At 70.4% G+C, this 24,374-nt stretch carries 23 protein-coding genes; 15 read left to right on the top strand and 8 right to left on the bottom strand.

What is annotated here, in order from left to right; translation table 11 throughout:
- The 15 genes from CCR87_RS16265 to CCR87_RS16195 all read left to right on the top strand — a co-directional run.
- Positions 1-193 (top strand): amidohydrolase family protein (locus CCR87_RS16265; RefSeq protein WP_201158592.1); only part of this gene is annotated, 193 nt, incomplete at its 5' end.
- Between the two features lie 304 nt (positions 194-497).
- On the top strand, positions 498-902 hold the full coding sequence (locus CCR87_RS16260; RefSeq protein WP_201158591.1) for an NADH-quinone oxidoreductase subunit A: 405 nt from the start codon (positions 498-500) through the stop codon (positions 900-902).
- On the top strand, positions 899-1,531 hold the full coding sequence (locus tag CCR87_RS16255; RefSeq protein WP_201158590.1) for a NuoB/complex I 20 kDa subunit family protein: 633 nt from the start codon (positions 899-901) through the stop codon (positions 1,529-1,531). The genes CCR87_RS16260 and CCR87_RS16255 overlap by 4 nt, the downstream gene beginning before the upstream one ends.
- Positions 1,528-3,288, top strand: coding sequence for an NADH-quinone oxidoreductase subunit C/D (gene nuoC, locus CCR87_RS16250; protein WP_201158589.1), 1,761 nt, complete (start codon positions 1,528-1,530; stop codon positions 3,286-3,288). Before CCR87_RS16255 ends, nuoC begins: the two co-directional genes overlap by 4 nt.
- Positions 3,285-3,773, top strand: a complete 489-nt coding sequence (nuoE, locus tag CCR87_RS16245; RefSeq protein WP_201158588.1) for an NADH-quinone oxidoreductase subunit NuoE — start codon at positions 3,285-3,287, stop codon at positions 3,771-3,773. Before nuoC ends, nuoE begins: the two co-directional genes overlap by 4 nt.
- Positions 3,770-5,059 (top strand): complex I 51 kDa subunit family protein, encoded by a 1,290-nt coding sequence (locus tag CCR87_RS16240; RefSeq protein ID WP_201158587.1) that lies wholly within the window; start codon positions 3,770-3,772, stop codon positions 5,057-5,059. The genes nuoE and CCR87_RS16240 overlap by 4 nt, the downstream gene beginning before the upstream one ends.
- Positions 5,056-7,617, top strand: coding sequence for an NADH-quinone oxidoreductase subunit NuoG (gene nuoG / locus CCR87_RS16235; protein WP_338048953.1), 2,562 nt, complete (start codon positions 5,056-5,058; stop codon positions 7,615-7,617). Before CCR87_RS16240 ends, nuoG begins: the two co-directional genes overlap by 4 nt.
- Positions 7,617-8,576, top strand: coding sequence for an NADH-quinone oxidoreductase subunit NuoH (gene nuoH, locus CCR87_RS16230; RefSeq protein ID WP_420850184.1), 960 nt, complete (start codon positions 7,617-7,619; stop codon positions 8,574-8,576). Before nuoG ends, nuoH begins: the two co-directional genes overlap by 1 nt.
- Positions 8,576-9,085 (top strand): NADH-quinone oxidoreductase subunit NuoI, encoded by a 510-nt coding sequence (gene nuoI, locus CCR87_RS16225; RefSeq protein WP_201158594.1) that lies wholly within the window; start codon positions 8,576-8,578, stop codon positions 9,083-9,085. Before nuoH ends, nuoI begins: the two co-directional genes overlap by 1 nt.
- Positions 9,086-9,203: 118 nt before the next feature.
- Positions 9,204-9,704: an NADH-quinone oxidoreductase subunit J gene (locus CCR87_RS16220; protein WP_242512073.1), complete on the top strand. Its 501-nt coding sequence runs from the start codon at positions 9,204-9,206 to the stop codon at positions 9,702-9,704.
- Complete coding sequence (gene nuoK / locus CCR87_RS16215) at positions 9,701-10,009, top strand: NADH-quinone oxidoreductase subunit NuoK (RefSeq protein ID WP_201158586.1); 309 nt, start codon at positions 9,701-9,703, stop codon at positions 10,007-10,009. Before CCR87_RS16220 ends, nuoK begins: the two co-directional genes overlap by 4 nt.
- 1 nt (position 10,010) lies before the next feature.
- Positions 10,011-11,915 (top strand): NADH-quinone oxidoreductase subunit 5 family protein, encoded by a 1,905-nt coding sequence (locus CCR87_RS17560; protein WP_201158585.1) that lies wholly within the window; start codon positions 10,011-10,013, stop codon positions 11,913-11,915.
- Positions 11,906-13,369, top strand: a complete 1,464-nt coding sequence (locus CCR87_RS16205; protein WP_242512072.1) for a complex I subunit 4 family protein — start codon at positions 11,906-11,908, stop codon at positions 13,367-13,369. The genes CCR87_RS17560 and CCR87_RS16205 overlap by 10 nt, the downstream gene beginning before the upstream one ends.
- The gene (locus tag CCR87_RS16200) at positions 13,366-14,763 is read left to right on the top strand and encodes an NADH-quinone oxidoreductase subunit N (RefSeq protein WP_201158583.1); all 1,398 of its coding nucleotides are present in this window, start codon (positions 13,366-13,368) and stop codon (positions 14,761-14,763) included. Before CCR87_RS16205 ends, CCR87_RS16200 begins: the two co-directional genes overlap by 4 nt.
- A 45-nt stretch (positions 14,764-14,808) precedes the next feature.
- Positions 14,809-15,270 carry a GAF domain-containing protein gene (locus tag CCR87_RS16195; RefSeq protein WP_201158582.1) on the top strand — a complete coding sequence of 154 codons (462 nt, stop codon included), beginning with the start codon at positions 14,809-14,811 and terminating at the stop codon, positions 15,268-15,270.
- Between the two features lie 54 nt (positions 15,271-15,324).
- Here the strand turns inward: CCR87_RS16195 and rpsD are convergent, their stop codons facing one another.
- The 8 genes from rpsD to xdhB all read right to left on the bottom strand — a co-directional run.
- Positions 15,325-15,948 carry a 30S ribosomal protein S4 gene (gene rpsD, locus CCR87_RS16190; RefSeq protein ID WP_201158581.1) on the bottom strand — a complete coding sequence of 208 codons (624 nt, stop codon included), beginning with the start codon at positions 15,946-15,948 and terminating at the stop codon, positions 15,325-15,327.
- A gap of 144 nt (positions 15,949-16,092) precedes the next feature.
- Complete coding sequence (pyrF, locus tag CCR87_RS16185) at positions 16,093-16,800, bottom strand: orotidine-5'-phosphate decarboxylase (RefSeq protein WP_201158580.1); 708 nt, start codon at positions 16,798-16,800, stop codon at positions 16,093-16,095.
- Between the two features lie 70 nt (positions 16,801-16,870).
- Positions 16,871-17,923, bottom strand: a complete 1,053-nt coding sequence (locus tag CCR87_RS16180) for a sn-glycerol-3-phosphate import ATP-binding protein UgpC (RefSeq protein WP_201158579.1) — start codon at positions 17,921-17,923, stop codon at positions 16,871-16,873.
- Positions 17,924-17,927: 4 nt separating this feature from the next.
- Entirely contained in the window at positions 17,928-18,776 is an 849-nt protein-coding gene (gene ugpE / locus CCR87_RS16175; RefSeq protein ID WP_201158578.1) for a sn-glycerol-3-phosphate ABC transporter permease UgpE, read from the bottom strand.
- A 13-nt stretch (positions 18,777-18,789) separates the two neighbouring features.
- Entirely contained in the window at positions 18,790-19,674 is an 885-nt protein-coding gene (ugpA, locus tag CCR87_RS16170) for a sn-glycerol-3-phosphate ABC transporter permease UgpA (RefSeq protein WP_201158577.1), read from the bottom strand.
- 103 nt (positions 19,675-19,777) lie between these two features.
- A complete protein-coding gene (gene ugpB, locus CCR87_RS16165) occupies positions 19,778-21,100 on the bottom strand; it encodes a sn-glycerol-3-phosphate ABC transporter substrate-binding protein UgpB (protein WP_201158576.1) in 1,323 nt (440 codons plus the stop codon).
- Between the two features lie 125 nt (positions 21,101-21,225).
- Positions 21,226-22,269: a xanthine dehydrogenase accessory protein XdhC gene (xdhC, locus tag CCR87_RS16160; RefSeq protein ID WP_201158575.1), complete on the bottom strand. Its 1,044-nt coding sequence runs from the start codon at positions 22,267-22,269 to the stop codon at positions 21,226-21,228.
- Positions 22,266-24,374, bottom strand: a 2,109-nt coding sequence (gene xdhB / locus CCR87_RS16155; RefSeq protein WP_201158574.1) for a xanthine dehydrogenase molybdopterin binding subunit, incomplete at its 5' end; no start/stop codon positions are given. The genes xdhB and xdhC, both read right to left, overlap by 4 nt.

The following is a 24,374-nucleotide window of genomic DNA, read 5'->3' as shown; positions in this document are numbered from 1 at the left end:
GGCGGTGCGGGTTGCGGCGCGGGCCGGGCCGGGGGTGGCGGGCGCGCTGCGCCGGGCCACGGCGGTGCCCGCGCGGTTCCTTGGGCTGTCCGGGCATGGCCGGTTGCGGGTCGGGGCGCGCGCCGATCTGGTGCATCTGTCGGACGCGCTGGAGGTGCGCCGGGTCTGGCGGGCGGCCGACTGGTCGGGGTGATCCGGGGGCAGCCATGACGGTGCGCCATGGCATACCGCAAAAGCCATGAGCCGCGCGCATGACTGCGTTGCGCGGATTTTCCCGCCCGCCTGAAAATTTGGCGGAAAATATCTGCCGGCGTCTGCATAATCATCTGTTTTGAAAGCCGAACTCCGGGCCGTCGGCGCACGGCACAGGCGTCGGGCTGTTTGCACGCCGTTCCCTGCGGTTGACGCAGATCAAAGTGGCGCGGCGCCCGGTGCCTAGTGTCGGCTCACCGGTGGTATCGTCCGCCGGGACATCATCACCGGGGAGAGCTTTGCGGATGTGGGACCTGCTCACGTTGATTGACCCGCGCGCGGCGTTGCTGCTGCATGTGTCGGTGGCGGCGGTTCTGCTGGCGGCGATCCTGCTGGTGGCGGGGCTGCTGCGCGAACGCTCCACGCCGGGCTTTGGCGTCTACGAATCCGGTGCGCCGCCGAACCGGGCGATGACCACGCCGCTGGCCGCACCGTATTTCCTGATCGCGGTGGCCTTCATGATCTTCGACATGGAGGTCGCGATCCTGTTCGCCTGGGCCATCTCCGCGCGTGAGGCGGGGATCGAGGGCCTGATCGCGGCGACGGTGTTCATCACCGTGCTGCTGGCGGCGCTGGCCTATCTCTGGCTCGATGGCGCGCTGGAGACGGGGCCGCGCAAGAGCGAACACATGACCCGGGGCCGCACATGAGCGCAGATCTGACCACCCCCGCCGCCGCCCCCAAGCCGGGCGACGCGATGGCGATGAGCGCGCTGTTCACCCGGCTCGACGATCTGGTGGCGTGGTCGCGCAAGAACAGCCTGTGGCCGTTCAACTTCGGCCTGTCGTGCTGCTACGTCGAGATGGCGACCGCGCTGACCCCGGTCTATGATCAGGCGCGCTTCGGGGCGGAGGTGATCCGCTCCACGCCGCGCCAGGCGGACCTGCTGATTGTGTCGGGCACGGTGTTCAACAAGATGGCGGTGCCGCTCAAGCGTCTGTACGAGCAGATGCGCGAGCCGCGCTGGGTGATTTCCATGGGCGCCTGTGCGAACTCGGGCGGCATGTACGACATCTATTCGGTGGTGCAGGGGGTCGACAGCTTCCTGCCGGTGGATGTCTACATCCCCGGCTGCCCGCCGCGCCCCGAACAGGTGATGGATGCGCTGGTGCTGTTGCAGGGCAAGATCGCGGCCGAGCGCCGCCCGCTGCAGATCACCGTCGGCGGCTGGGAGGCCCCGCGCCAGCCCGCGCCGACCTTCGACCCCCAGCCGCGCCGCGATGCGCTGCGCGACGTGCGCATGGCCGCCACCCGCTACGACGATCCGGAGGCACAATGAGCCTCGACGCAGCCCCCACCGGCGACCTCGTCGCCGATCTGCGCGCGCGATTCGGGCGTGCGATCCTGGCCCGTCAGGAGACGGCCGAGGATTTCCCCGTGCTGTGGATCGCCCCCGAGGCGGCCCCGGCCATCCACCGCTACCTCAAGCAGGAGATCGTGCGCCCGTTCCCGCTGCTGGTCGATCTGTGGTGCATCGACGAGACCGAGCGCCGCAACCGCGCGGGCCAGCCCGCGTCGGGCGTGACCGTGTGCACCCACCTGACCAGCCTGGAGCGCAACGCCGACATCCGGCTGAAGATCGCCTGCGACGCCGAGGCGCCCGAGATGCCGACGCTGGCCGGCGTCTATCCCAACGCCGACTGGTACGAGCGCGAGGCGTTCGACATGTTCGGCGTGCGGTTCACCGGCCGCGCCCACCACCGCCGCATCCTGATGTCGCCGCTGTGGGACGGCCACCCGCTGCGCAAGACCCATTATGCCCGCGCCACCGAGCGCCCGCCGTTCCGCATGACCGATGCGGTTTTCCACGACACCGAGGACGCCATGCAGCCCGATCCCGAGGGCTGGGGCCACCCGATGATGCGCGACGGGCAGGAGCTGATGATGCTCAACTTCGGCCCGCACCACCCCTCGGCGCACGGGGTGTTCCGGATCGTGCTGGGGCTCGACGGCGAGGAAGTCGTCTGGGCCGAGCCGGACATCGGCTACCACCACCGCGGCGCCGAAAAGATGGCCGAGCGGCAGAGCTGGCACGGCTTCATCCCCTATTGCGATCGCATCGACTACCTCGGGGGGGTGATCCAGGAACTGCCGTACCTGATGGCGGTGGAGCGGCTGTGCGGCATCACCGTACCGCCCCGCGCGCAGATGATCCGGGTGATGCTGGCCGAGTTCTACCGCATCAACAGCCACCTGCTGTTCTATGGCACCATGGCCCAGGACGTCGGCGCCATGAGCCCGGTGTTCTACATGTTCACCGACCGCGAGAAGATCCACCGCATCACCGAGACGATCACCGGCGCGCGGATGCACCCCGCGTTCTTCCGCATCGGGGGCGTGGCGATGGACCTGCCCACCGGCTGGGACGCGCTGGTGCGCGAGTTCCTGGAGTGGATGCCGTCGCGGATGGACGAGTACGAGCGGATGGTGCTGCGCTCCGAGCTGTTCCGCATCCGCACCAAGGGCGTGGGCGCCTATGACGTGGCCACCGCGCTCGACTGGGGCACCACGGGGCCGCAGCTGCGCGCCGCCGGCTGCGACTGGGACCTGCGCAAGCGCCGCCCCGTGATGGGCTACGACCAGTTCGAGTTCGAGGTGCCGCTGGGCCACACCGGCGACATCTACGACCGCACCCGCGTGCGCGCCGACGAGATCAGGGAGTCCCTGAAGATCATCCGCCAATGCCTTGAGAACATGCCCGAAGGGCCGACCAAGGCCGACCACCCCCTGACCACCCCGCCACCCAAGGACCGGACGTATCAGGACATCGAAACCCTGATCCACCACTTCCTCTCCGTCAGCCAGGGCACCGTGGTTCCCGCGGGCGAGGCGACGGGGCAGTTCGAGGGCAACCGGGGCCTGTCGCAGTATTCCATCGTCTCGGACGGCGGGACGGAGAGTTATCGCACGCGCATCCGCTCGCCGTCCTTCACCCATTTGCAGATGATCCCGACGCTGGCGCCGGGGATGACCGTGGCCGATCTGGTGGTCCAGATCGCGGCCATCGACTTCGTGATGTCGGATACCGATCGATGACCCCTCAGACCTCCCACCTGCCCGAGCCCTTGCGCGATGCGATCCTGGGCGCGATGGACAGTTTCGGCGGCGCCCGCCCGGCGATGCTGGAAAGCCTGCGCCTGATCCAGCACGAGGAAGGCTGGGTCTCGGACGACCGCCTGGCACAGGCGGCGGCGCTGCTGGGCGTCAGCGCGGCCGAGCTGGAGAACCTCGCCACCTTCTATTCCATGATCTTCCGCCGCCCGGTGGGGGACACAGTGATCCTGCTGTGCGATGGCGCGTCGTGCTGGCTCAATGGCGGCGACGCGGTGCGCGACCGGCTGATGGAGCGTCTCGGCATCGGGTTCGGCCAGACCACGGCGGACGGGAAATACACGCTGATCAACTGCGCCTGCCTGGGGGGCTGCGACAAGGCCCCGGCGGCCGCGCTGGGTCGCGACCGCCGTCTGGTGGGGCCGCTGGATGCCGCGGGCGTGGATGCGTTGCTGGAGGGCCGGGAATGACCGAGACGCCGCTGACCGGCCGCGCGCGGGCCGACCGCGCGCCGCACACCCTGTCCGAATGGCAAGCCGCGGGTGGCTACGAGGCCGTGGCCCGCGCGCTGAAGCTGCCGCCGTCCGAGGTTCTGGACCGCGTCGATCAGGCCAACCTGAACGGGCGCGGCGGCGCGGGCTTTCCGGCTGCGAAGAAGTGGAAGTTCATGCCCGAGCCGGGCAAGTCCCCGGGCGATGGTCCCAGCTATCTGGTCGTCAACGGCGACGAGATGGAGCCGGGCGCCTTCAAGGACCGCTTCCTGCTGGAGGCGCTGCCGCACCAGCTGGTGGAGGGCGCGATCATCACCGCCTATGCCACCCATGCCAGTGTCGCCTATGTGCTGATCCGCGACGAATACCGCACCGCCATCGCCAACGTGAAGCGCGCCATCCTGGAGGCCGAGGCGGCGGGCCTGCTGGGCCGCGACATCCTCGGCTCCGGGTTCTCGCTGACGATGAAGGTCAAGCCGTCAGCGGGGCGCTACATCGTGGGCGAGGAAACCGCGCTGATCGAATCGCTGGAGGGCAAGCGCGCCGTGCCGCGCAAGCGCCCGCCGTTCCCGGCGCAATCGGGCCTGTTCGGCCGCCCCACGACGGTCAACAACGTCGAGACGATCAGCCTTGTTCCGCACATCCTCGAACACGGACCGCAGTGGTTCCGCGCGCTCTCGCGCACCGAGGAAGGCGGCACCAAGCTCTATGCCGTCTCGGGCCGGGTCCACAAACCGGGCCTGATCGAGGCGCCGATGGGCACCACCGCGCGGGAACTTATCGAGCGGTCGGGCGGGGTGTCGGGCAACGGGGTGCTGCGCTGCTTCCAGCCCGGTGGCGGCGCGTCCGGGTTCCTGGAGGCGGCGGAGCTGGACATCCCCCTCGACTTCGGCAACTGCGCAAAGGCAGGCTCGATGTTCGGGACCGGCACGATGATCGTGCTGGACCAGACGGCCTGCCCCATCGGGGTGCTGGCGCGCCACCAGCGCTTCTATGCCCGCGAAAGCTGCGGCTGGTGCACGCCGTGCCGCGACGGCCTGCCGTGGGTCGCGCGCATCCTGGACGCGCTGGAGGAGGGCACCGCCCGCCCCGGCGATCTGGAGATCCTGCGCATGACCGCCCGGGAGGCCGGCCCGCGCGGCCGCACCTTCTGCGACCTGATGGGCGGCGCCATGAGCCCGCTTGCCACCGCGCTTGCGCGCTTCGGCGATCTGTTCGAGGCGCACCTGGACGGTGGCTGCCCGATCCGGAGGGGGATCCTGTGAGCGACACACCCAAGCTGCGTATCGACGGGCGCGAGGTGACCTTCCGCCCCGGCGTGGACCTGCTGACCGCCTGCATCGAGGCCGGTGTGATGGTGCCGCATTTCTGCTGGCACGGCGCGCTGGGGTCCGTGGGCGCGTGCCGCCTGTGCGCCGTGACCGTGACCGAGAATGGCCGCGACCGGATCGAGATGTCGTGCATGACCCCGGCCACCGACGGCATGGAGATCAAGCTGCGCGACCCGGAGTCCGAGGACTTCCGCGCCCGCGTCATCGAATGGCTGATGGTCAACCACCCGCACGACTGCGCTGTGTGCGAAGCGGGCGGTGCGTGCCACCTGCAGGACATGACCGTCGCCACCGGCCACCATGCCCGGCGCGCCCGGTTTCCCAAGCGCACGCACCGCAACCAGGACCTCGGGCCGCTGCTGACGCACGAGATGAATCGCTGCATCGCGTGCTACCGCTGCACGCGGTTTTACCGCGGCTATGCCGGCGGGCGCGATCTCGATGTCTTCGGCGCCCATGACAACGTCTATTTCGGCCGGGCCGAGGACGGGGTGTTGGAAAGCCCCTTCGCCGGCAACCTGGCCGAGGTCTGCCCCACCGGCGTCTTCAACGACAAGGGCTGGTCGAAAGGGTACGCCCGGCCGTGGGACATGATGCACTCGCCGTCGGTGTGCAACGGCTGCTCGGTCGGCTGCAACCTGACGATCTCGGAGCGTCACGGCCGGATCCGCCGGGTGGAGAACCGCTATCACGGCGCGATCAACGGGTTCTTCCTGTGTGATCGGGGTCGGTTCGGCCCGCTGTGGGTCGAAAGCGACGCACGCCTCGCCACGCCGCTGATCCGCGGGGCCGAGGTCACGCCGAACGCCGCCCTGGCCGCCGCGCGCGAGGTGATCGCGCAGGGCGCCATCGGCATCGCCTCGCCCCGCGCCTCGCTGGAGGCGAATTATGCGCTGCGCCGGCTGGTGGGGGCGGAGCGGTTCTTTGCCGGTGTCCCGGACGCCGAGGCCGCGCAGGACGCGGCCATCGTGGCGGCGCTGGCGTCGCACCCCATCGCCTCGCTGAAGGACATCGAGACAGCGGACGCGGCCCTTGTGCTGGGCGAGGATCTGACCGGCCATGCCCCCCGCGCGGCGCTGGCGCTGCGGCAGACAACGCGCGCGGCCGAACGCGCGCTGGCGGCGGAGAAGGGCGTGCCGCACTGGCTCGACAACGCCGTGCGCGTGGCGGGCGAGGGGCGGCGGGCGGCCGTCACGCTGGTCACGCCGCTGGCCGATGCGCTGGACGGTGTCGCCGCGCGCGCCCTGCGTCGGGATGCGGACGCCGTGGCCGCCTTCGGCCGCGCCGTCGCCGCCGCCCTGCGCGGCGAGGCGGCGCAGGACGATGCAAGGGCCGTCGCCGCCGAGCTGGCAGCGGCCGAGGCGCCGGTGGTCATCGCGGGCGCGGGGCTTGGCGTCGCGGGGACGGTGGAGGCCGCCGCCGAGGTGGTCGCCGCCCTGCCCAAGGCCCGGCTGGCGCTGTTCCCGGCCGAGGCCAACAGCCTCGGGCTGGCGCTGATGGGCGTTGCGGGTGGGCTGGAGGCTGCGGCACAGGCGCGCGGCGCGCGGCCGGTGATCGCCCTGGAGACCGATCTTGAGGGCACGCCCCTTGCGGCGGCGCAGGTGGTTGCGCTGGAGGCGCTGGCGACAGCGACGACGGCGGGCGCGCAGGTGGCGCTGCCCGTCGCCAGCTTCGCCGAGGCCGCGGGCACCTTTGTCAACCACGAGGGTCGGGCGCAGCGCGCCTTTGCCGCGCGCCCCGATGGACCGCCGGCGGCGTGGCGGGTGCTGTCGGCGCTGGGCGGGTTGTGGGATGCGGATGCGCGGGTCGATGACGTGCTGGCGAGGCTGGCCGAGGATCTGCCCGTGCTGGCGGGGGCGGCGGAGGCCGCGCCCGGCTCGGGCACCAAGCCCTGTGCGGCGCGGGCGCCGCGGCGGTATTCGGGCCGCACCGCCGACGATCTGGCCGGCCGGGTCCCCGAAGGCATGCCTCCGGTGGACCCCGACGGGGGCCTGTCGTGGTCGATGGAGGGGGCGCAGGGGGCCGCCGTGGATCCCGCGCGCTCGAGCGGACCGGCCGAGGACGGGCTGCACTCACCCTCGGCCGCGTGCCTGGCGCAGGCGTATGTGGGCGGACCGCTGAAGGGGGGCGATCCCGGTGTGCGGGTGATCCGCCCGGGCATGGAGCTTGCGCGCACGCCCGACGCCCCGGCGCATCCGGCCGAGGGGCTGCGGGTGATCCCGCTGCATGACCCGTTCGCGGCCCACCCCTCGGACCGCGCCGGTGCGCCGCTGGCCGAACGGGCGGGGCGCCCGGTGATGCGCCTGCACCCCGAGGACGCCGCCGCGCTGGGCCTGTCTGAGGGCGCGCTGGCGACCGTTGCGGGCGCGCGGCTGCCGGTGGTCTGTGACGCGGGCCTGCCGCGTGGCCATGTCGGCCTGCCGGCGGCGCTGTCGCGCCGGGTCCCGGCCCGCATTGACGCAGCCCACATCACCCCGGAGGATGTCCAATGATGACGGCGCTGGCGGTTGTCGTGATCCTGATCCTGTCGGCGATGCTGCTGGGCGGGCTGATGGCGGCGGCGGGGGTGTTCACCTGGGCCGAGCGGCGGCTGCTGGGCTTCATGCAGGAGCGCCTCGGGCCGAACCGGGTGGGGCCGTTCGGCTTTGCGCAATGGATCGCCGACACGGTGAAGCTGATCACCAAGGAGGACGCCCCCCCCGAGGGCGCCGACCGCCCGGCCTATTTCCTGGCGCCGGTGCTGGCGGCGCTGCCGATCCTGGCGGGATTCGGGGTGGTGATGTTTGCGCCGGGCTGGGCGATTGCCGAGCTCGACATGGGCGTGATGTTCGTGATGGGGATGCTGGCGCTGACGGTCTATGCGCTGGTGCTGGGGGCGTGGGCGTCGCGCAACCGCTATGCCACGCTGGGCGGCCTGCGGGCGGCGGCGCAGCTGCTGGCGTACGAGAGCTTTCTGGGCCTGTCGCTGATGGGCGTGGTGATGCTGACGGGCAGCTTTGCGCTGGGCGACATCGTGGCCGCGCAGGAGGACCGCTGGTTCGTGCTGGTGCAGCCGCTGGGCTGCGTGCTGTTCCTGATCGCGGGGGTGGCGGCGGCACACCGGCTGCCGTTCGACCTTCAGGAGAGCGAGCAGGATCTGGTCGCGGGGTTCATGACGGAATACTCGGGCATGAATTTCGCGCTGTTCTTCCTCGGGGAATATCTGGCGGTGCTGCTGGTGGCGGCGCTGGCGACGACGCTGTTCTTTGGCGGCTGGCATGGGCCGGTCCTGCCGGGTGCGGTGTGGTTCGGGATCAAGGTCGGCATCATCGCCTTTGTCTTCGTGTGGCTGCGCGCGACGTTGCCGCGGCCACGGTATGACCAGCTGATCGGGTTTGCGTGGAAGGTGGCGCTGCCGCTGGCGCTTCTGAACCTGCTGGCGACGGGCTGGATTGTGGTGGGGGGCGCATGATCAGGGGCATCATCCAGTCGCTGTGGGAGGTCGGCTCCAAACTGTGGGAGCCGAAGTACACGGCCAATTACCCGGAGGTGAAGCCGGAGCTGCCGGCACGCTACCGCGCGCGCATCATCCTGTCGCGCGACCCCGACGGGGCGGAACGCTGCGTGGCGTGCAACCTGTGTGCGGTGGCCTGTCCGGTGGATTGCATCGATGTGGTCAAGGCGGAGGCCGAGGACGGGCGCTGGTACCCCGAGACGTTCCGCATCAACTTCGCGCGCTGCATCTTCTGCGGCTATTGCGAGGAGGCGTGCCCGACGGCGGCGATCCAGCTGATCCCGGACTTCGAGCTGGCGGATTACGCGCGGTCCTCTCTGATCTATGACAAGGACGATCTGCTGATCGCGGGCGAGGGCAAGGTGCCGGGGTACCGGTACTGGGATGTCGCGGGCAAGGCGCTGGCGGGCCAGGCGCCGCGCGAGGGGCAGTCGGCGGCGGTCGATCTGAAGGGGCTTGCACCATGACCGGCGTGGCACGGGGTCGGCCCCTCGGGGGCATCGAGCCCCCTCGGGTCCGGCATCCGCGCGGGGCGCGCGGCTGCATGGCCCGGCGGGGCCCTGGGGGCACACAAGGAGCGGCAGCATGGGCTTGAGCGGGGCCTTCGCGATATGGGCGGGTGCGCTGGGGCTGGTGGCGATGGCGCTGGCCATCACGCGGCCCAACGTGGTGCATGCGTTGATCTGGGTGGTTGCGGGGCTGATCAGCCTTGCCGCGGGGTTCTTTGCGCTGGGCGCGGGGTTCGCCGGGGCCGTGCAGATCCTGATCTATGCCGGGGCGATCATCGCGGTGTTCATCTTTGTCGTCATGACCATCGACAGTGGCGATGCGGCGCTGGCGCGCGAGCGGGTGCGGCTGGGCAAGGGCTGGAAGCTGCCTCTGGTTCTGGTGCTGGCGGTGCTGGCGCCGGTGGCGCTGTCGCTCCCGGGCGGCGGGCTGGACGGCGCGCCGGTGGCGGTGCCCGCGCAACGGCTGGGCGCGCTTCTGTTCGGCCCCTGGGCGGTGGCGGTCGAGGTGGCCTCGGCCATGCTGATCGCGGCGTTGCTGGGGGCACGCCATCTGGCACGCCGGGAGGGGGGACAATGACGCCGCTGTTTCTGACGGCCGCGCTGGTTCTGGCGACGGGATTGTTCGCGGTGGGGCTGTTCGGCCTGATGATCCGCCGCGGCATCCTGTTCCAGATCATCGCGCTGGAGATCATGCTGACCGGTCCGGCGCTGGCCTTTGTCGCCGCCGGTGCCCACCACGGCGATCCGGGCGGGCAGGGGATGTTCATTTTCGTTCTGGTGCTGGCGGCCTCCGAGGTGGCGCTGGGGCTGGCGCTGTATCTGCGGCTGGGCCGCCACGCCGATGTGTCCGACAGCGACACCGTCAACCTGTTGAGGCGCTGAGATGAGCCCGTTCTTTGCCCTGCTCCTCGTGCCGATGCCCGCGATGGGGGCGTTCCTGCTGCTGGGCCTCGGCCCGGCGGAGTTCAACCGGCGCGCCATCCAGACCATCGCGCTGGCGGGCGCCACGCTGCCGGCGGTGGTGATGCTGCCGCTGGGTGCCTATTGCCTGATGGGGACCTGTGACGGGATCCAGCCGATCTTCGATCTGGAGGTCGGCCCGGCGGTGGTGGCGCTGGCGCTGAAGCTCGATCCGCTGTCGGCGCTGGTGGGGGTGACGGTCACCATCATCGGCGCCTGCGTGATCGGCTATTCCATCGACTACATGGCCAAGTCCGAGATCGCGGACCTGCGCCGGTACTTTGCGCTGATGAACCTGTTCCTCGCGTCGATGCTGTGCATGGTGCTGGCGGGGGACTCCATCATCTTCTTCCTGGGGTGGGAGTTGATGGGGCTGTGTTCGTTCTTCCTCATCGCCTACCACGTCACGTCGGCGCGGGCGATCGCGGCGGGGCGCAAGGCGTTCGTCATCACCCGCGTGGCCGATGCGTTCCTGCTGGCGGCGCTGCTGCTGCTGTTCCTCGAGGCAGGCTCGGTCCGGCTCGATGACCTGATCCCGGCGGGGATTGCCACCGACGATGTCCGCCGCGGCCTGATTGCGGCGCTGCTGCTGGCCGGTGCGATGGGCAAGTCGGCACAGCTGCCGTTCCACACCTGGCTGCCCTCGGCGATGGCGGGGCCGACGCCGGTGTCGGCGCTGCTGCACTCGGCCACGATGGTGGCGGCGGGGGCGTATCTGCTGGCACGTCTGGCGCCGCTGATGGAAACGGTGCCGCTGGTGATGGCGGTGACGGCGACGGTGGGGGCGGCGACGGCGCTGTTCGGGGCGACGGCCGCGGTGTTTCAGCTCGATGTGAAGCGGCTGCTGGCCTATTCCTCCATCAGCCAGATCGGCTTCATGCTGCTGGCGATCGGGCTGGGCCAGCCCGAGGTCGCGATTGCCCACTTCGTCGTGCACGCGATCTTCAAGTCGCTGCTGTTCCTGTCGGCGGGCGACATCACCCAGATCGCGCGCGGCACCACCGACATCGCGGCGATGCGCGGGGCGCTCAGGGCGCGGCCGGTGGCATATCTGGCATTCGTCGCGGGCGCCGCGTCGCTGGCGGGGATCCCCTTCGTGACGGGGGGGTGGTTCTCCAAGGAGGCGATCCTGGCGTCGGCGTGGCTGGCGGGGCCGTTCGGGATCGTGCTGTGGGGCGTGGCGCTGTCGGCGGCGGTGCTGACGGGGGCCTATGCGTTCCGGCCGGTGCTGGTGGGGCTGATCCCGGTCAAGGGCGCGCGCATGACCTTTGGGGGCGTGTTCACCAACCTGCCGATCCTGCTGCTGGCGGCCGGGACCTTTGCCATCGCGCCGCTGGTCACCCCGATGGTGGAGTTCCTCGACGCCACCGTTCCGCACCCGCCGCTGGCGGTGGAGCTGGTCGGCGCGGTTGCGCCGTTCGTCGGGCTGGCGCTGGCGTTTGCGATGACGTTCATGCCGCGCATCTCGCGCCGGGTGGCGCAGGCGCGGCGGATGCGCAGCGGCATCCGCATCGACGGGGTCTATCAGATCGTGTTCGTGCAGCCCTTCGTGGCGCTGGTGCGCTGGCTCACGGGGCAGCGGGGCAGCATCGCCGATCCGGTGGGCACGCTGCCGGTGATGGGGGCGCAATGGCTGGTCGGCGCGATCGTGCGTCCGCTGGCGCATGACCCGCTGGACCGGGCGTGGGCGGGCTTTGCCTCGGCGACGGTGCGGGCCTGGGGCGTGGCGCGGCATGTCCAGAGCGGGCGGGTGCGCGACTATGCGCTCGCGATCGCGGTGGGCGTGGCACTTCTTCTTTTGTTGGGATGGGGGACGACATGGCGCTGACCGCGCTCATCGTACTGCCGCTGTTCGGCGGTATCGCGGCCTTGCTGGTGGCAAGGCTCGGGCGCAACGCCGAGCGGTGGTTTTCCATCGCCGTGCTGGCCGTGGCGCTGATCGCGCTGATCGTGGCGTGGACCGGCGGACCGCCGCCCGACGCCCCGGGCGCGCAGTGGCTGGCCCTCGTGCGCTACCAGTATGCGCCCGCGCTGGGGTTGCAGTTCCTGCTGGCGATGGACGGGCTGTCGGGGGCGCTGGTGGCGGTGTCGATCGTGCTCGGGATCATCTCGGTGGTGATCTCGTGGAACATCCGCAAGCAGTCGGGGCTGTTCCACGCCTGCATCCTGTGGACGGTCGCGGCGTCGAACGGCGTGTTCCTTGCAATGGACCTTCTGTTCTTCGCCTTCTTCTGGGAGCTGATGCTGGTCCCGTCCTTCCTGCTGATCTCCATCTGGGGGCATGGCGACCGCGAGGCGGTGGCGCTGAAGTTCCTGGTGTTCAACGCGGTGGCGGGTCTGGGGCTGCTGGCGGCGGTGTTCTACATGGCCGCCACGGCGCCCGAGATCACGTTTGATGCCTTCGTGTTCGCCGAGATGGGCATCCCGCCTCTGGCGCAGGTGTGGCTGCTGCTGGGCTTCTCGATGGCGTTCCTGACCAAGCTGCCGGCGCCGCCGTTCCATGCCTGGCTGCCGGATGCGCACACGATGGCGCCCACGGCCGGCTCGATCCTGCTGGCGGGGCTGTTGCTGAAGACCGGCGCCTATGGGCTGTTCCGGTTCCCCGGCATGCTGTTCCCCGACGGCTTCCATGTGCTGGCGCCCTATGGCCTTGCGCTGGGGGCGTTCGGGACGATCTATGGCGCGGTGCTGGCGTGCGGGCAGACGGACGCCAAGCGGCTGGTGGCCTATACCTCGATCGCGCACATGAGCATCGTTCTGATGGGCCTGTCGGGCGGCGTGCACTTCGCCATGATGGGCGCGGGCGTGGAGATGATCGCGCACGCCTTCTCGGCCTCGGCGCTGTTCCTGCTGATCGGGGCGCTTTATGACCGGGTGGGCACGCGTGATCTGCGGCAACTGGGGGGCCTGCAACAGACGGCGCCGCGCTTTGCCGCCGCGTTTGCGGTGTTCTTCTCGGCGGCGCTGGCGATGCCCGGCACCGCGAACTTCCTCGGCGAGGCGCTGGTGATCACCGGCATGTTCCAGGTCAACTGGTTCCTCGCGGCCATCGCGCTGGTGTCGCTGGTGGTGTCGGTGGTCTATGCCACGGGGCTGCTCAAGCGCATCATCTTCGGGGTGCCCTCCAAGGCCTGCGTGACGCAGGACCTGACCTGGTCCGAGCTGGCGCCGGTCATCGTCCTGGCCACTGGCACGCTGCTGTTCGGCATGCTGCCGCAGCTTCTGCTGGTGGTGTTGGAGCCTGCGGTGGACGCGGCGCTGGCGCCGCTCGTGCGGCCATGACCGGGCTGGTCCCCTTGATCGCGCTGGGCGCGGGCGCGGTGCTGGCGATGCTGCTGGCGCCCAAGGCCCCGGCCTGGCTGGTGCGCGGTGTCGCCGGCGCGGCGATGGCGCTGGCGGCGGGGGTATCGGCGCTGCGCCTCGGGCTGCCGGTGGGCGACGGCCCGGCGATCCTGTCCGATGACGGGCTGGCGCGGTTCGGCACGCTGGTGGCCTCGCTCACGGGGTTGGCGGCGCTGGTGTGGCTGCGCCCCGCGCCGCCCGCGCGCGAGGGGCCGGCGCTGATGGCGCTGGCCACGCTGGGGGCTGCGCTGCTGTCGGGTGCGACCCACGCCGCGCCCTTCTTCATCGGGTTGGAGCTGGTGACGCTGTCGCTGATCGCGATGTTCGTGCTGCCGCTGACGCGCCCGGCGCTGGAGGCGGGCTACAAGCTTCTGATCATGGGCGGGGCGGGGGCGGCGTCGCTGCTGATGGGGCTGGCGTTTCTGTATGCCGCGTCCGGGTCGCTGGAGTTCCAGGGCTGGACGCCGGTGCCGGGGCTGCGGGGCGATCCGCTGATGGCCATCGGCACGGCGTTCCTGCTGGGGGGGCTGGCGTTCAAGTTCGCGCTGGTGCCGTTCCACATGTGGGCGCCCGACGGGTTCGAAGGGGCGCCCGCGGCGGCGGCGGCCTTTGCCGGGGCCGCGTCCAAGGCGGCGGTGGCGATCGCGCTGGTGCGGCTGGCCGATGTGGGCCTGCCGGAGCCGGTATGGTCGGGGGCGCTGATGGCGCTTGGGGCGGCGTCGATCCTGCTGGGCAATTTCCTCGCGCTGCGGCAGTCGTCGCTGACGCGGATGCTGGGCTACTCCTCGGTGGCGCATTCGGGCTACATTGCGGTGATCGTGGCCTCGGGCCTGGCCGCCCCCGAGGCGGTGCCGTTCTACATCCTCGCCTATGCGCCCGCGCTGCTGGCGGCGCTGTGCGTGGGCGCGCGTCTGGGGCCTGATCCGCGCATCGAGGATCTGCGCGGCCTTGGCTGGCGCAGCCCGCTGTCGGGGGCGGCGCTGACGCTGGGGCTGATCTCGCTGGCGGGGTTGCCGGCGGTGGCGGGGTTCATCGCCAAGATCTACCTGTTCGTGGCGATTCTGTCGGCGGGCGACTGGGTGTCGGTGGTCGCGGCGGTGATCGGCTCGGCGCTGGGGTTCTACTACTACCTGCGCTTTGTGGTGATCGTCTGGCGCCGGTTGCCGCCGGGCACCGAGGACACGCCCTATCCCGTGCGCGAGGCCCCGGCCGCCTCGGCCCCCGCGCTGCCGCTGGCGGAGGTGGCGGTGCTGGTCTCGGCCTCGGCGCTCTTGCTGGCGGCGGGGCTGTATCCCGCCCCCTTCACCGAGGTGCTGGCGGCGCTGGTGCCTTGATCCCGGCGGCAGGGGCGGTCATGGATCGGGGATGGAGGAGATACCATGCCCGATCCCGACTACACCGCCCTTGCCGCCCGCATTCGCGCCCTGACCGAGGGCGAGCGTGACACCGTCGCGCTGATGGCCACGCTCGCCTGCGAGATCCACCACTCCGACGCGCGCTTCGACTGGACCGGCTTCTACCGTGTGGTGGCGCCGGAGCTTCTGAAGATCGGCCCCTATCAGGGTGGTCACGGATGTCTGGTCATTCCGTTCGCGCGCGGGGTCTGCGGGGCAGCCGCGCGCACCCGCCAGACCCAGCTTGTGCCGGACGTCGACGCATTCCCCGGCCATATCGCCTGCGCGTCCTCCACCCGGTCGGAGCTGGTGATCCCTGTGATCGACGGGGCGGGGCGGCTGCTGGGCGTGCTCGACATCGACAGCGACCAGCCCGACGCCTTCACCGATGCCGACGCCCGCGCGCTGGAGGCGATCCTGGCCGAGGTCTTTGCCCACGCCGGGTGACATGAAAAGGGCGCCGCCCACCGGCGACGCCCCCATTTCCGCGATCCCGTGGGATCAGCCGTTCTTGGCGTAGTATTCCACCACCAGGTTCGGTTCCATCTGCACCGCGAACGGCACGTCGCCCAGCTTGGGCGTGCGCACGAAGGTCGCGGTCAGCTTGGCGTGGTCGGCCTCGATGTAGTCGGGCACGTCGCGCTCCGCCAGGCTCACGGCCTCCAGCACGCAGGCAAGCTGGCGCGACTTGTCACGCACCGCCACCACGTCGCCTTCCTTGACGCGATAGGAGGGGATGTTGACACGCTTGCCGTTCACCGTGACGTGGCCGTGGTTCACGAACTGACGTGCGGCAAAGATGGTGGCCACGAACTTGGCGCGATAGACCACCGCGTCGAGGCGCCGCTCCAGCAGGCCGATCAGGTTCTCGCCGGTGTCACCCTTGATCCGGGTGGCGTCGCCGTAGATGCGCTTGAACTGCTTTTCCGTCAGGTCGCCGTAGTGGCCCTTCAGCTTCTGCTTGGCGCGCAGCTGGATGCCGAAGTCCGACAGCTTGTTCTTGCGGCGCTGGCCGTGCTGGCCGGGGCCGTATTCGCGGCGGTTGACGGGGCTTTTCGGGCGGCCCCAGATGTTTTCGCCCATGCGGCGGTCGATCTTGTACTTGGCAGACGTGCGTTTCGTCACGGCTGATCTCCTTCGTGTGGTCGAAGGGCGTTGTCCTCTGCCGCGGGGTCATTCCCGTGGCTGACAGGGCACCCCTTGCGGGGGCCACCAACACCAAATGGAGGCTGCCCTATGGACCGCCCGTACCGGGGTGTCAATGGCGCCTCAGCGGACGGGCAATGTGGCGAGGATCGCGCGGGCGGCGGCGGCGGGATCGGCGGCCGCGTGGACGGGGCGGCCCACGACGATGTGGTCGGCACCGGCGGCGATGGCGTCTGCGGGGGTGCGGGTGCGCTTCTGGTCGCCCATGGCCGCGCCCGCGGGGCGCACGCCGGGGGTGACGATCAGCTTGCCCGCCGCCTCGGGCAGGGCGCGCAGGGCGGCTGCCTCCTGCGGCGAGGCGATGACGCCGTGCGCGCCGGCGGCAAACGCGCGTGCCGCGCGCTCCAGCACGATGCCGGGCACCGTGCCGGGGCGGATCAGCGCCGCGTCCAGATCGCTGCGGTCCCACGACGTCAGCACCGTGACGGCCAGGATGCGCAGGCCCGAGCCTTCGGCCCCCGCCCGCGCGGCGGCCACCACCTGCGGATCGCCGTGCACCGTCAGGAAGTCGAGGTCGAACCGCGCAAGCCCGCGCACCGCCGCTTCCACCGTGGCGCCGATGTCGAACAGCTTGAGGTCGAGGAAGATGCGCTTGCCGTGCTCGTCCTTGAGCTCGCGCGCCAGCGCCAGCCCGCCGCCCGTGAGCATCCCCAGCCCGATCTTGTAGAACCCCACCGCGTCGCCCAGCTGGGCCGACAGCGCAAGGCCCCGCACCGCGTCGGGGACATCGAGGGCGACGATCAGGCGGTCGTCGGGGGCGGGGTGGGGCATGGCGGCGGCTCCGGGGTGTTGCGATCGCCCGTCCATGCCCCAGATCGCGGCGCAGGGCCAGCGTGGCGTGTCAGTCCAGGCGCTTGCCCGTCGCCGCGTCGAACGGATGCAACGCCTCGCGCGCGGCGTGCATCGTCAGCATGGCCCCGTCGGCCATCTCCGGCACGCCCGGCACCCGCAGCGTGATCGGCTGGTCCGAGCCATCGAGATGCACATGCAGGTGGCTTTCGGCGCCCGCGGGCTCCAGCAGCGCCAGCCGCCCATGCAGCGTCAGGCCCGGCGCGTCCGACGGCTCCAGCCGCAGGTCATCGGGGCGGATGCCCACCAGGTCCGTCCGACCGGGCAGCAGCGACAGCCCTTCGGCGTGACGCTCGGCGCGCAGGGTGTCCATCGGCAGCATGTTCATCGCGGGCGAACCGATGAAGCCCGCCACAAAGGTCGAGGCGGGGCGGGAGTACACCTGCATCGGGGTGCCCACCTGCTCGATCACGCCGCCGTTGAGGACCACGAGCCGGTCGGCCATGGTCATCGCCTCCAGCTGGTCGTGGGTGACATAGAGCGAGGTGGTGCGCAGGCGGCGCTGGAGCTGGCGGATCTCCACCCGCATCTGCACGCGCAGTTTCGCGTCGAGGTTCGACAGCGGCTCGTCGAACAGGAACGCCGCCGGCTCGCGCACCAGCGCGCGCCCCATCGCGACGCGCTGGCGCTGGCCCCCCGACAGTGCGCGCGGCTTGCGGTCGAGGTAGGCCCCGATCTCCAGCATGGCGGCGGCTTCCTGCACGCGGCGGTCGATCTCGTCCTTGGGCATGCGGCGGTTGCGCAGGCCATAGGCGAGGTTGTTGTAGACCGTCATGTGCGGGTAGAGCGCGTAGTTCTGGAACACCATCGCGATGTCGCGGTCGGCGGGCTCCAGGTCGTTGACCACCCGGTCGCCGATCTTCAGCGTGCCGCCGGTGATCGTCTCCAGCCCCGCGACCATGCGTAGAAGCGTGGACTTGCCGCAGCCCGAGGGGCCCACCAGCACGATGAACTCGCCGTCCTTGATATCGAGGTTGACGTCGCTCACCGCCTGCACGCCACCGGCATAGGTCTTGGAGATGTTCTCCAGCGTCATCGTGGCCATGGGCTCACTTCTCCGTCTCGGTCAGGCCCTTCACGAAGAGCCGTTGCATGAACAGGATCACCAGCACCGGGGGCAGGGCCGCCAGCACCACCGTGGCCATCACCAGATGCCACAGCGGCTCGCTGTCGCCGCCCGTCACCATGCGCTGGATGCCCATGACGATGGTGAAATACTCCGGATCGGTGGTGATCAGCAGCGGCCAGAGGTACTGGTTCCAGCCGTAGATGAACATGATCACGAACAGGGCCGCGATGTTGGTGATCGACAGCGGCAGCAGGATGTCCTTGAAGAACTTGAACGGCCCCGCGCCATCGACGCGGGCGGCCTCCAGCATCTCCTCGGGGATGGTCATGAAGAACTGCCGGAACAGGAACGTCGCGGTGGCCGAGGCGATCAGCGGGATCGACAGGCCCGCAAACGAGTTCAGCATCCCCAGATCGGCCACCACCTGAAAGGTCGGCACGATCCGCACCTCGACCGGCAGCATCAGCGTCACGAAGATGATCCAGAAGAAGAAGATGCGGAACGGAAAGCGGAAATAGACGATGGCGAAGGCCGAGATGATGGAGATCGCCAGCTTGCCGAGGGTGATGCACATCGCCATCACGAAGCTGTTCCACATCATCCCGATCACCGGCGGCGTGCCCGCGCGCGAGCGCCCCTCTAGCAGGATGGTGCGATAGTTCTCCCAGCCGTTCGGCCCCGGCAGCAGCGGCATGACGCCGCGCACGAAAGTCCCCGGCGGGTGGGTGGAGGCGACGATCGCCACCCACACCGGAAACACCACCAGCGCCACCCCGAAGATCAGGATGATGTGGGACAGAAGGTTGCCCAGCGGGCGGTTCTCGACCATGGCTCGGCCCCCCTCAGTAATTCACGCGCCGCTCGATATAGCGGAACTGGATGACGGTCAGCACGATCACGATGCCCATCAGGATCACCGACTGCGCCGCCGAGGAGCCGAAGTTCTGGCCCACGAAACCGTCGCGATAGACCTTGTAGACCAGGATGTTGGTGGCCTGTGACGGGCCCCCCTCGGTGGTGGCGTGGATGATGCCGAAGGTGTCGAACATCGCGTAGATGATGTTGATCACCAGCAGGAAGAAGGTGATCGGCGAGAGCAGCGGGAACACGATGGTCCAGAACCGCTTGGCACGGCTGGCGCCATCGATGGCCGCGGCCTCGATCAGCGACTGCGGGACCGATTGCAGGCCTGCGAGGAAGAAGATGAAGTTGTAGCTGATCTGCTTCCACGCGGCGGCGAGGATCACGAGGATCATCGCGTCGTTGCCGCTGCTGCGGTGGTTCCAGTCATACCCCACCATGTCGAGCACATAGGGCAGGATGCCGATGGAGGGGTTGAAGATGAACCACCACAGCACCCCCGCCACCGCCGGCGCCACCGCATAGGGCCACACCAGGAACGTCGAGTACGCATCGCGCGACCGGATCATGTTGTTGACCATGACCGCGAACATCAGCGCCAGCCCCATCGACAGCAGCGTGGTGCCCACCGCGAACACCCCCGTGACCTGCAACGAATTGAAATAGAGCGGGTCGTCGAACAGTCGGCGAAAGTTGTCCAGGCCGACAAAGGTGCTGCGCAGCCCCCAGGCATCCTCGCGCAGCAGCGACATCCACAGCGCCCGCGCCGAGGGCCAGATGAAGAAGATCAGCGTGATGATGACCTGCGGCGCCAGAAGCGCGTAGGGCAGCCACTGGCTGGGAAAGGTCATGCGTTTGGTTTGCATCAAGGCCCCCGGATTGCAGCGCAGCACCCCCCGGCGAACCGGGGGGCACGGCAGCGCAAGGCCCGCCCCGGGGTATCGGGACGGGCCGACGGTCTGGTTCGGCTCAGTTCAGCGCGGCTTCGAAGTCGCGCAGCAGCGCGTTGCCGCGGCGCACCGCGTCATCGGCGGCCTGCTGGCCGGTCTTGGCGCCGGACATCACCGATTCCATCTCCTCGGAGATGATGTCGCGGATCTGCACGAAGTTGCCAAAGCGCAGCCCGCGCGAGTTCTCGGTGGGCTCGTTCAGGGTCATCTGCTGGATCGAGATGTCGGCGCCGGGGTTTTCGTCATAGAACCCCTGCTCCTGCGTCAGCTCCCACGAGGCGAGCGTGATCGGCAGGTAGCCGGTGTCCTGGTGCCATTGCGCCTGGACCTCGGGCTGGGACAGGAATTCGAAGAAGCGCGCGACGCCCTCGTATTCCGCCTCGGACTTGCCCTGGAGGACCCACAGCGTGGCGCCGCCGATGATGGAGTTCTGCGGCGCGCCCTCCACGGTGTCGTAATAGGGCTGCATGCCGAAGCCGACCTCGAAGTCGGCATTGCGCAGCACGCCCGCGCGGCTGGCCGAGGAGCCGAAGACCATCGCACAGTCGCCCGCATAAAACGCCGGGAACGCATCCGGACCCGGCCCCGGGCCGCCCCAGCGGAACGCGCCCGCGTCAGCCCAGGCCTTGAGGTTGTCCCAGTGGTTGGCCAGCAGTTCGGTGTTGAACACGAACTCGGTCTCGAACCCCTCGAAGCCGTTGGCCAGCGTGCCCAGCGGCTGGTTGTGCCAGGCCTTGAAGTTTTCCAGCATCACCCACGACGGCCACGAGGTCGTGAAGCCACACGACGCGGCCCCCGATTCCAGGATCGCGAGCGAGGCGGCCTCGACCTCGGCCCAGGTCGCGGGCGGGGTGTCGGGGTCAAGGCCCGCGGCCTCGAACACTTCGCGGTTGTAGTACATGATCGGGGTGGAGGAGTTGAACGGGAACGACAGCATGTTGCCGTTCGGGTCGGCATAGTAGCCCACCACCGCCGGCAGATAGGCCGCGGGGTCGAACGGCACGTCGAAATCGGCCATCAGCTGGTAGATCGGATAGATCGCGCCCTCGGCGGCCATCATGGTGCCGGTGCCGACCTCGAAGACCTGCACGATGTGGGGCTGCTGGTTCGCGCGGAAGGCCGCGATCGCGCCGGTCATCGTCTCGGTGTAGGTGCCGCGGAACGACGGGCGCACGACGAAGTCGTCCTGGCTCTCGTTGAAGGCCTCGGCCACGCCCTCCAGCAGCTCGCCGAGCTCGCCGCCCATGGCGTGCCACCAATCGATCTGCGTCTGCGCCTGTGCGGCGCCGGCCGCCATCACCAGCGCAAGCGCGCTGCCGGAAAGAAGTTTCGTATGTTTCATCGGTTGCTCCCTGTAACCGCTGCGTGTCGCGCCCATGGCTTGCGCCGGGGTCGTGCGACCTCCTCCGCTCGGTAGCGCCGCCATGTGACAGCTGCGTGACACTTATACGACGCGTTTGACAAAGATCAATTCGTCCCGGCCGGTTGTCTCGCATCGTCCCGTCGGGGTCCGCGCACAAGCTCGGTGACGACGCCCAGGGCGATGGCCTGCGGGTGCTTGCCCAGGGCCGGATCGCCGATGGGACAGCGGATGCGGGCGATGGCGTCGGGGCCATGGCCCAGCGCGGCCAGGCGGCTGTGAAAGCGCGCGCGCTTGGTCGCCGAGCCGATCAGCCCCAGCAGGCCGAATCCATGCCGCAGCAGCCCGTGGCACAGCGCCAGATCCAGCGCGTGGTCATGGGTGAGGATCAGATGCTCGGCCGTCACCGGGGCGCGTGTCACCAGCCCCGCCGGGTCCGCCGCCCAGCGCAGCGCGACGCCCGCGGGCGGGTCGTCGGGGAAACGGTCGCGCGCGATGTCGACCCACGTCAGCGCCAGGCCGGGCAGGGGCGCCGCGATGGCCACGATCGCCCGGCCCACATGCCCCGCGCCCCAGACCCACAGGGTCCGGTCGGGCCGACTGATCGGTTCGACCAGCCAGCCATCGACGAGCTGCGGCCGCCGCGCGCCCCCCCGCGCCAGCGCACGCGCAACCGACGCCGGGACCTGCGCCGGGACGTGCGCGGGGCCGGGCGTTCCGCCGGTCCCTGGCGCGGCGGGACCCTGACCGGGGGCGGCCTGGTCGGGTGGGCCAAGTGGGCGGGCCGCCCATCCCGCCTGCACCACCAGCGCCGCCAGTCGGGCGGCGTCGAACGGCTCCAGCACCAGCGTGACCGCACCGCCGCAGCACTGCCCCAGCGTCGGACCCAGCGGCAGGCGCAGCACCTCGGGCGCGGTGCAGCGGTGCGCGCGCGCCGTCGCCTGCCATTCCAGCGCGCCGCCACCGATGGTGCCCGACTGACCCCGGCGCGGATCCCCGTGCGCCGTTGCGCCCGTCGGGTGGGCGGGCCAGACCAGCATCGACGCCCCCGCCTCGCGCGGGGTGGAGCCCTGGATGCCCGCCACCACCACCCGCACCACCCGGCCATGGGCCGCGACGGCGGCGCGCAGCCCCTCCAGATCCAGGCTCATCGCTGCCGCGCCACCGCCGCCAGCACGCGTTCGGGCGTGGCGGGGGCGTCGAGCGCGGGGTACACCGTGCCATCGCCGCAGGCCGCCACCGCATCCGACAGCGCCAGGAACACTGCATTGGCCAGCATCAGCGGCGGTTCACCCACCGCCTTGGAGCGCCGGATCGTCGGCAGGGCGTTGGCGCCCTCCCACAGGTCGACCTCGAACACCCGGGGGCGGTCCGCACAGGCGGGGATCTTGTAGGTCGACGGCGCGTGCGTGCGCAGCCGGCCGGCACTGTCCCACACCAGCTCCTCGGTGGTCAGCCAGCCCATGCCCTGCACGAAGCCCCCCTCGATCTGGCCCATGTCCAGCGCGGGGTTCAGCGAGGCGCCGCAGTCATGCAGGATGTGGGCGGCCAGACACCGGTTTTCCCCGGTCAGCGTGTCGATCACCACCTCGGCCACCGCCGCGCCATAGGCGAAGTAATAGAACGGCCGGCCGCGCCCCGCGATCCGGTCCCAGTGGATGTCCGGCGTGCGGTAGAACCCGGTGGCCGACAGGCTGATCCGCGCCATCCAGGCCCGCCGCGCGACCTCGGCAAAGGGATAGGCCGCGCCGCCCGCATGCACATGGCCGTCGGCAAAGACGACGCGGGCGGGGTCGGTCTGATGCTCGGCCGCCACGAACGCGGCCATCCGGCCACGGATTTCCTCGCAGGCCGCAAGCACCGCCATTCCGTTGAGGTCCGATCCCGAGGACGCCGCCGTGGCCGAGGTGTTGGGCACCTTGGCGGTGTCGGTGGCGGTGATCCGGACCGCCTCGATCCCGACGCCAAATGCCTCGGCGGCCACCTGCGCGACCTTCTGGAACAGGCCCTGTCCCATCTCGGTGCCGCCGTGATTCATCGCGATGGAGCCGTCCTGGTACACATGCACCAGCGCGCCGGCCTGGTTCAGATGCGTCAGCGTGAACGAGATCCCGAACTGCACCGGCGCCAGCGCCAGCCCGCGCTTCAGCACCGGGCTGTCGCGGTTCCAGGCGTCGATCTCGGCCCGCCGGGCGGCGAGGCGCGATGTCTCCGCCAGCCGGTCCACCAGATCGTGCAGGACGAAATCCTGCACCTCCATCCCGTAGAAGGTGGTCCGCCGGAGGGCCGGCGCCGTGGGGGCGGCGTGGAAGTTCACCCGCCGCACCGCCAGCGGATCGAGGCCGAGGCGGTGGGCGATATGGTCCATCATCCGCTCCGCCCCCAGCATCCCCTGCGGGCCGCCAAAGCCGCGAAAGGCGGTGTTGGACTGGGTGTTGGTGCGCAGCCGGTGGCTTTCGACGCGAAACGCCGGGATGTGGTAGGCGTTGGTGGCGTGCAGCATCGCGCGGTCGCACACCGGCGCGCTGAGGTCGGCCGACCAGCCGCAGCGGGCGTGGTGCGTGACCTCGGCGCCCAGGATGCGCCCCTGCGCGTCCACCCCGGCGCGGTAGCGGATGCGGAAATCATGCCGCTTGCCGGTGATGGCGAAATCGTCGTCGCGGTCATAGCGCATCCGCACCGGGCGGCCCGTGATGCGCGCGATCACCGCACAGGCCACCGCCAGCGCGTTGCCCTGGCTTTCCTTGCCGCCAAAGCCGCCGCCCATGCGCCGCACCTCCACCCGCACGGCGGCCATCGGCAGGCCCAGCGCCTCGGCCACCTTGTGCTGGATTTCGGTGGGGTGCTGCGAGGAGGCGTGGATCACCATCTCGCCGCCCTCCTGCGGCAGGGCCAGCGCGGCCTGTCCCTCGAGGTAGAAATGCTCCTGGCCGCCGATTTCGATCGCGCCCTCCACCAGGTGGGGGGCGGCGGCGATGGCGGCCGACGCGTCGCCGCAGGTCCAGACGCGGGGGGCGCCCTCGAATCGGGATCCCGCGGCCAGCGCGTCGTCGAGGGTCAGGATCGCGGGCGCCTCGGCGATCTCCAGCCGGGCAAGGCGCACCGCGCGGCGGGCCGCGAGGTGGCTGTCGGCGGCGACCACGAACACCGGCTGGCCGACGTGGTGGACGGTGCCATCGGCCAGCAGGGGCTCGTCATGCGCCGCGGGGCTGACATCGGGCAGGGGGACGAGATCGCCCGCCGCCCAGGCCCCCGC

The sequence above is a fragment of the Rhodobaculum claviforme genome, from assembly GCF_016653255.1.
Lineage (GTDB): Bacteria > Pseudomonadota > Alphaproteobacteria > Rhodobacterales > Rhodobacteraceae > Rhodobaculum > Rhodobaculum claviforme.
Note: the sequence above shows the minus strand (reverse complement) of the source record. Positions and strands in the feature narration are given on the sequence as shown.

Bases quoted from the DNA above. Each gene is read 5' to 3' on its own strand.
- CCR87_RS16180 (WP_201158579.1), bottom strand. From the start codon at position 17,923: ATGGCCACGATGACGCTGGAGAACATCTCCAAGACCTATGCCGGTGGC.
- CCR87_RS16240 (WP_201158587.1), top strand. From the start codon at position 3,770: ATGACCGAGACGCCGCTGACCGGCCGCGCGCGGGCCGACCGCGCGCCG.
- xdhC (WP_201158575.1), bottom strand. From the start codon at position 22,269: ATGAGCCTGGATCTGGAGGGGCTGCGCGCCGCCGTCGCGGCCCATGGC.
- ugpA (WP_201158577.1), bottom strand. From the start codon at position 19,674: ATGCAAACCAAACGCATGACCTTTCCCAGCCAGTGGCTGCCCTACGCG.
- ugpE (WP_201158578.1), bottom strand. From the start codon at position 18,776: ATGGTCGAGAACCGCCCGCTGGGCAACCTTCTGTCCCACATCATCCTG.
- ugpB (WP_201158576.1), bottom strand. From the start codon at position 21,100: ATGAAACATACGAAACTTCTTTCCGGCAGCGCGCTTGCGCTGGTGATG.
- CCR87_RS16260 (WP_201158591.1), top strand. From the start codon at position 498: ATGTGGGACCTGCTCACGTTGATTGACCCGCGCGCGGCGTTGCTGCTG.
- pyrF (WP_201158580.1), bottom strand. From the start codon at position 16,800: ATGCCCCACCCCGCCCCCGACGACCGCCTGATCGTCGCCCTCGATGTC.
- CCR87_RS16205 (WP_242512072.1), top strand. From the start codon at position 11,906: ATGGCGCTGACCGCGCTCATCGTACTGCCGCTGTTCGGCGGTATCGCG.
- nuoE (WP_201158588.1), top strand. From the start codon at position 3,285: ATGACCCCTCAGACCTCCCACCTGCCCGAGCCCTTGCGCGATGCGATC.
- CCR87_RS16195 (WP_201158582.1), top strand. From the start codon at position 14,809: ATGCCCGATCCCGACTACACCGCCCTTGCCGCCCGCATTCGCGCCCTG.
- CCR87_RS16255 (WP_201158590.1), top strand. From the start codon at position 899: ATGAGCGCAGATCTGACCACCCCCGCCGCCGCCCCCAAGCCGGGCGAC.
- CCR87_RS17560 (WP_201158585.1), top strand. From the start codon at position 10,011: ATGAGCCCGTTCTTTGCCCTGCTCCTCGTGCCGATGCCCGCGATGGGG.
- nuoK (WP_201158586.1), top strand. From the start codon at position 9,701: ATGACGCCGCTGTTTCTGACGGCCGCGCTGGTTCTGGCGACGGGATTG.
- CCR87_RS16220 (WP_242512073.1), top strand. From the start codon at position 9,204: ATGGGCTTGAGCGGGGCCTTCGCGATATGGGCGGGTGCGCTGGGGCTG.
- nuoC (WP_201158589.1), top strand. From the start codon at position 1,528: ATGAGCCTCGACGCAGCCCCCACCGGCGACCTCGTCGCCGATCTGCGC.
- CCR87_RS16200 (WP_201158583.1), top strand. From the start codon at position 13,366: ATGACCGGGCTGGTCCCCTTGATCGCGCTGGGCGCGGGCGCGGTGCTG.
- nuoH (WP_420850184.1), top strand. From the start codon at position 7,617: ATGACGGCGCTGGCGGTTGTCGTGATCCTGATCCTGTCGGCGATGCTG.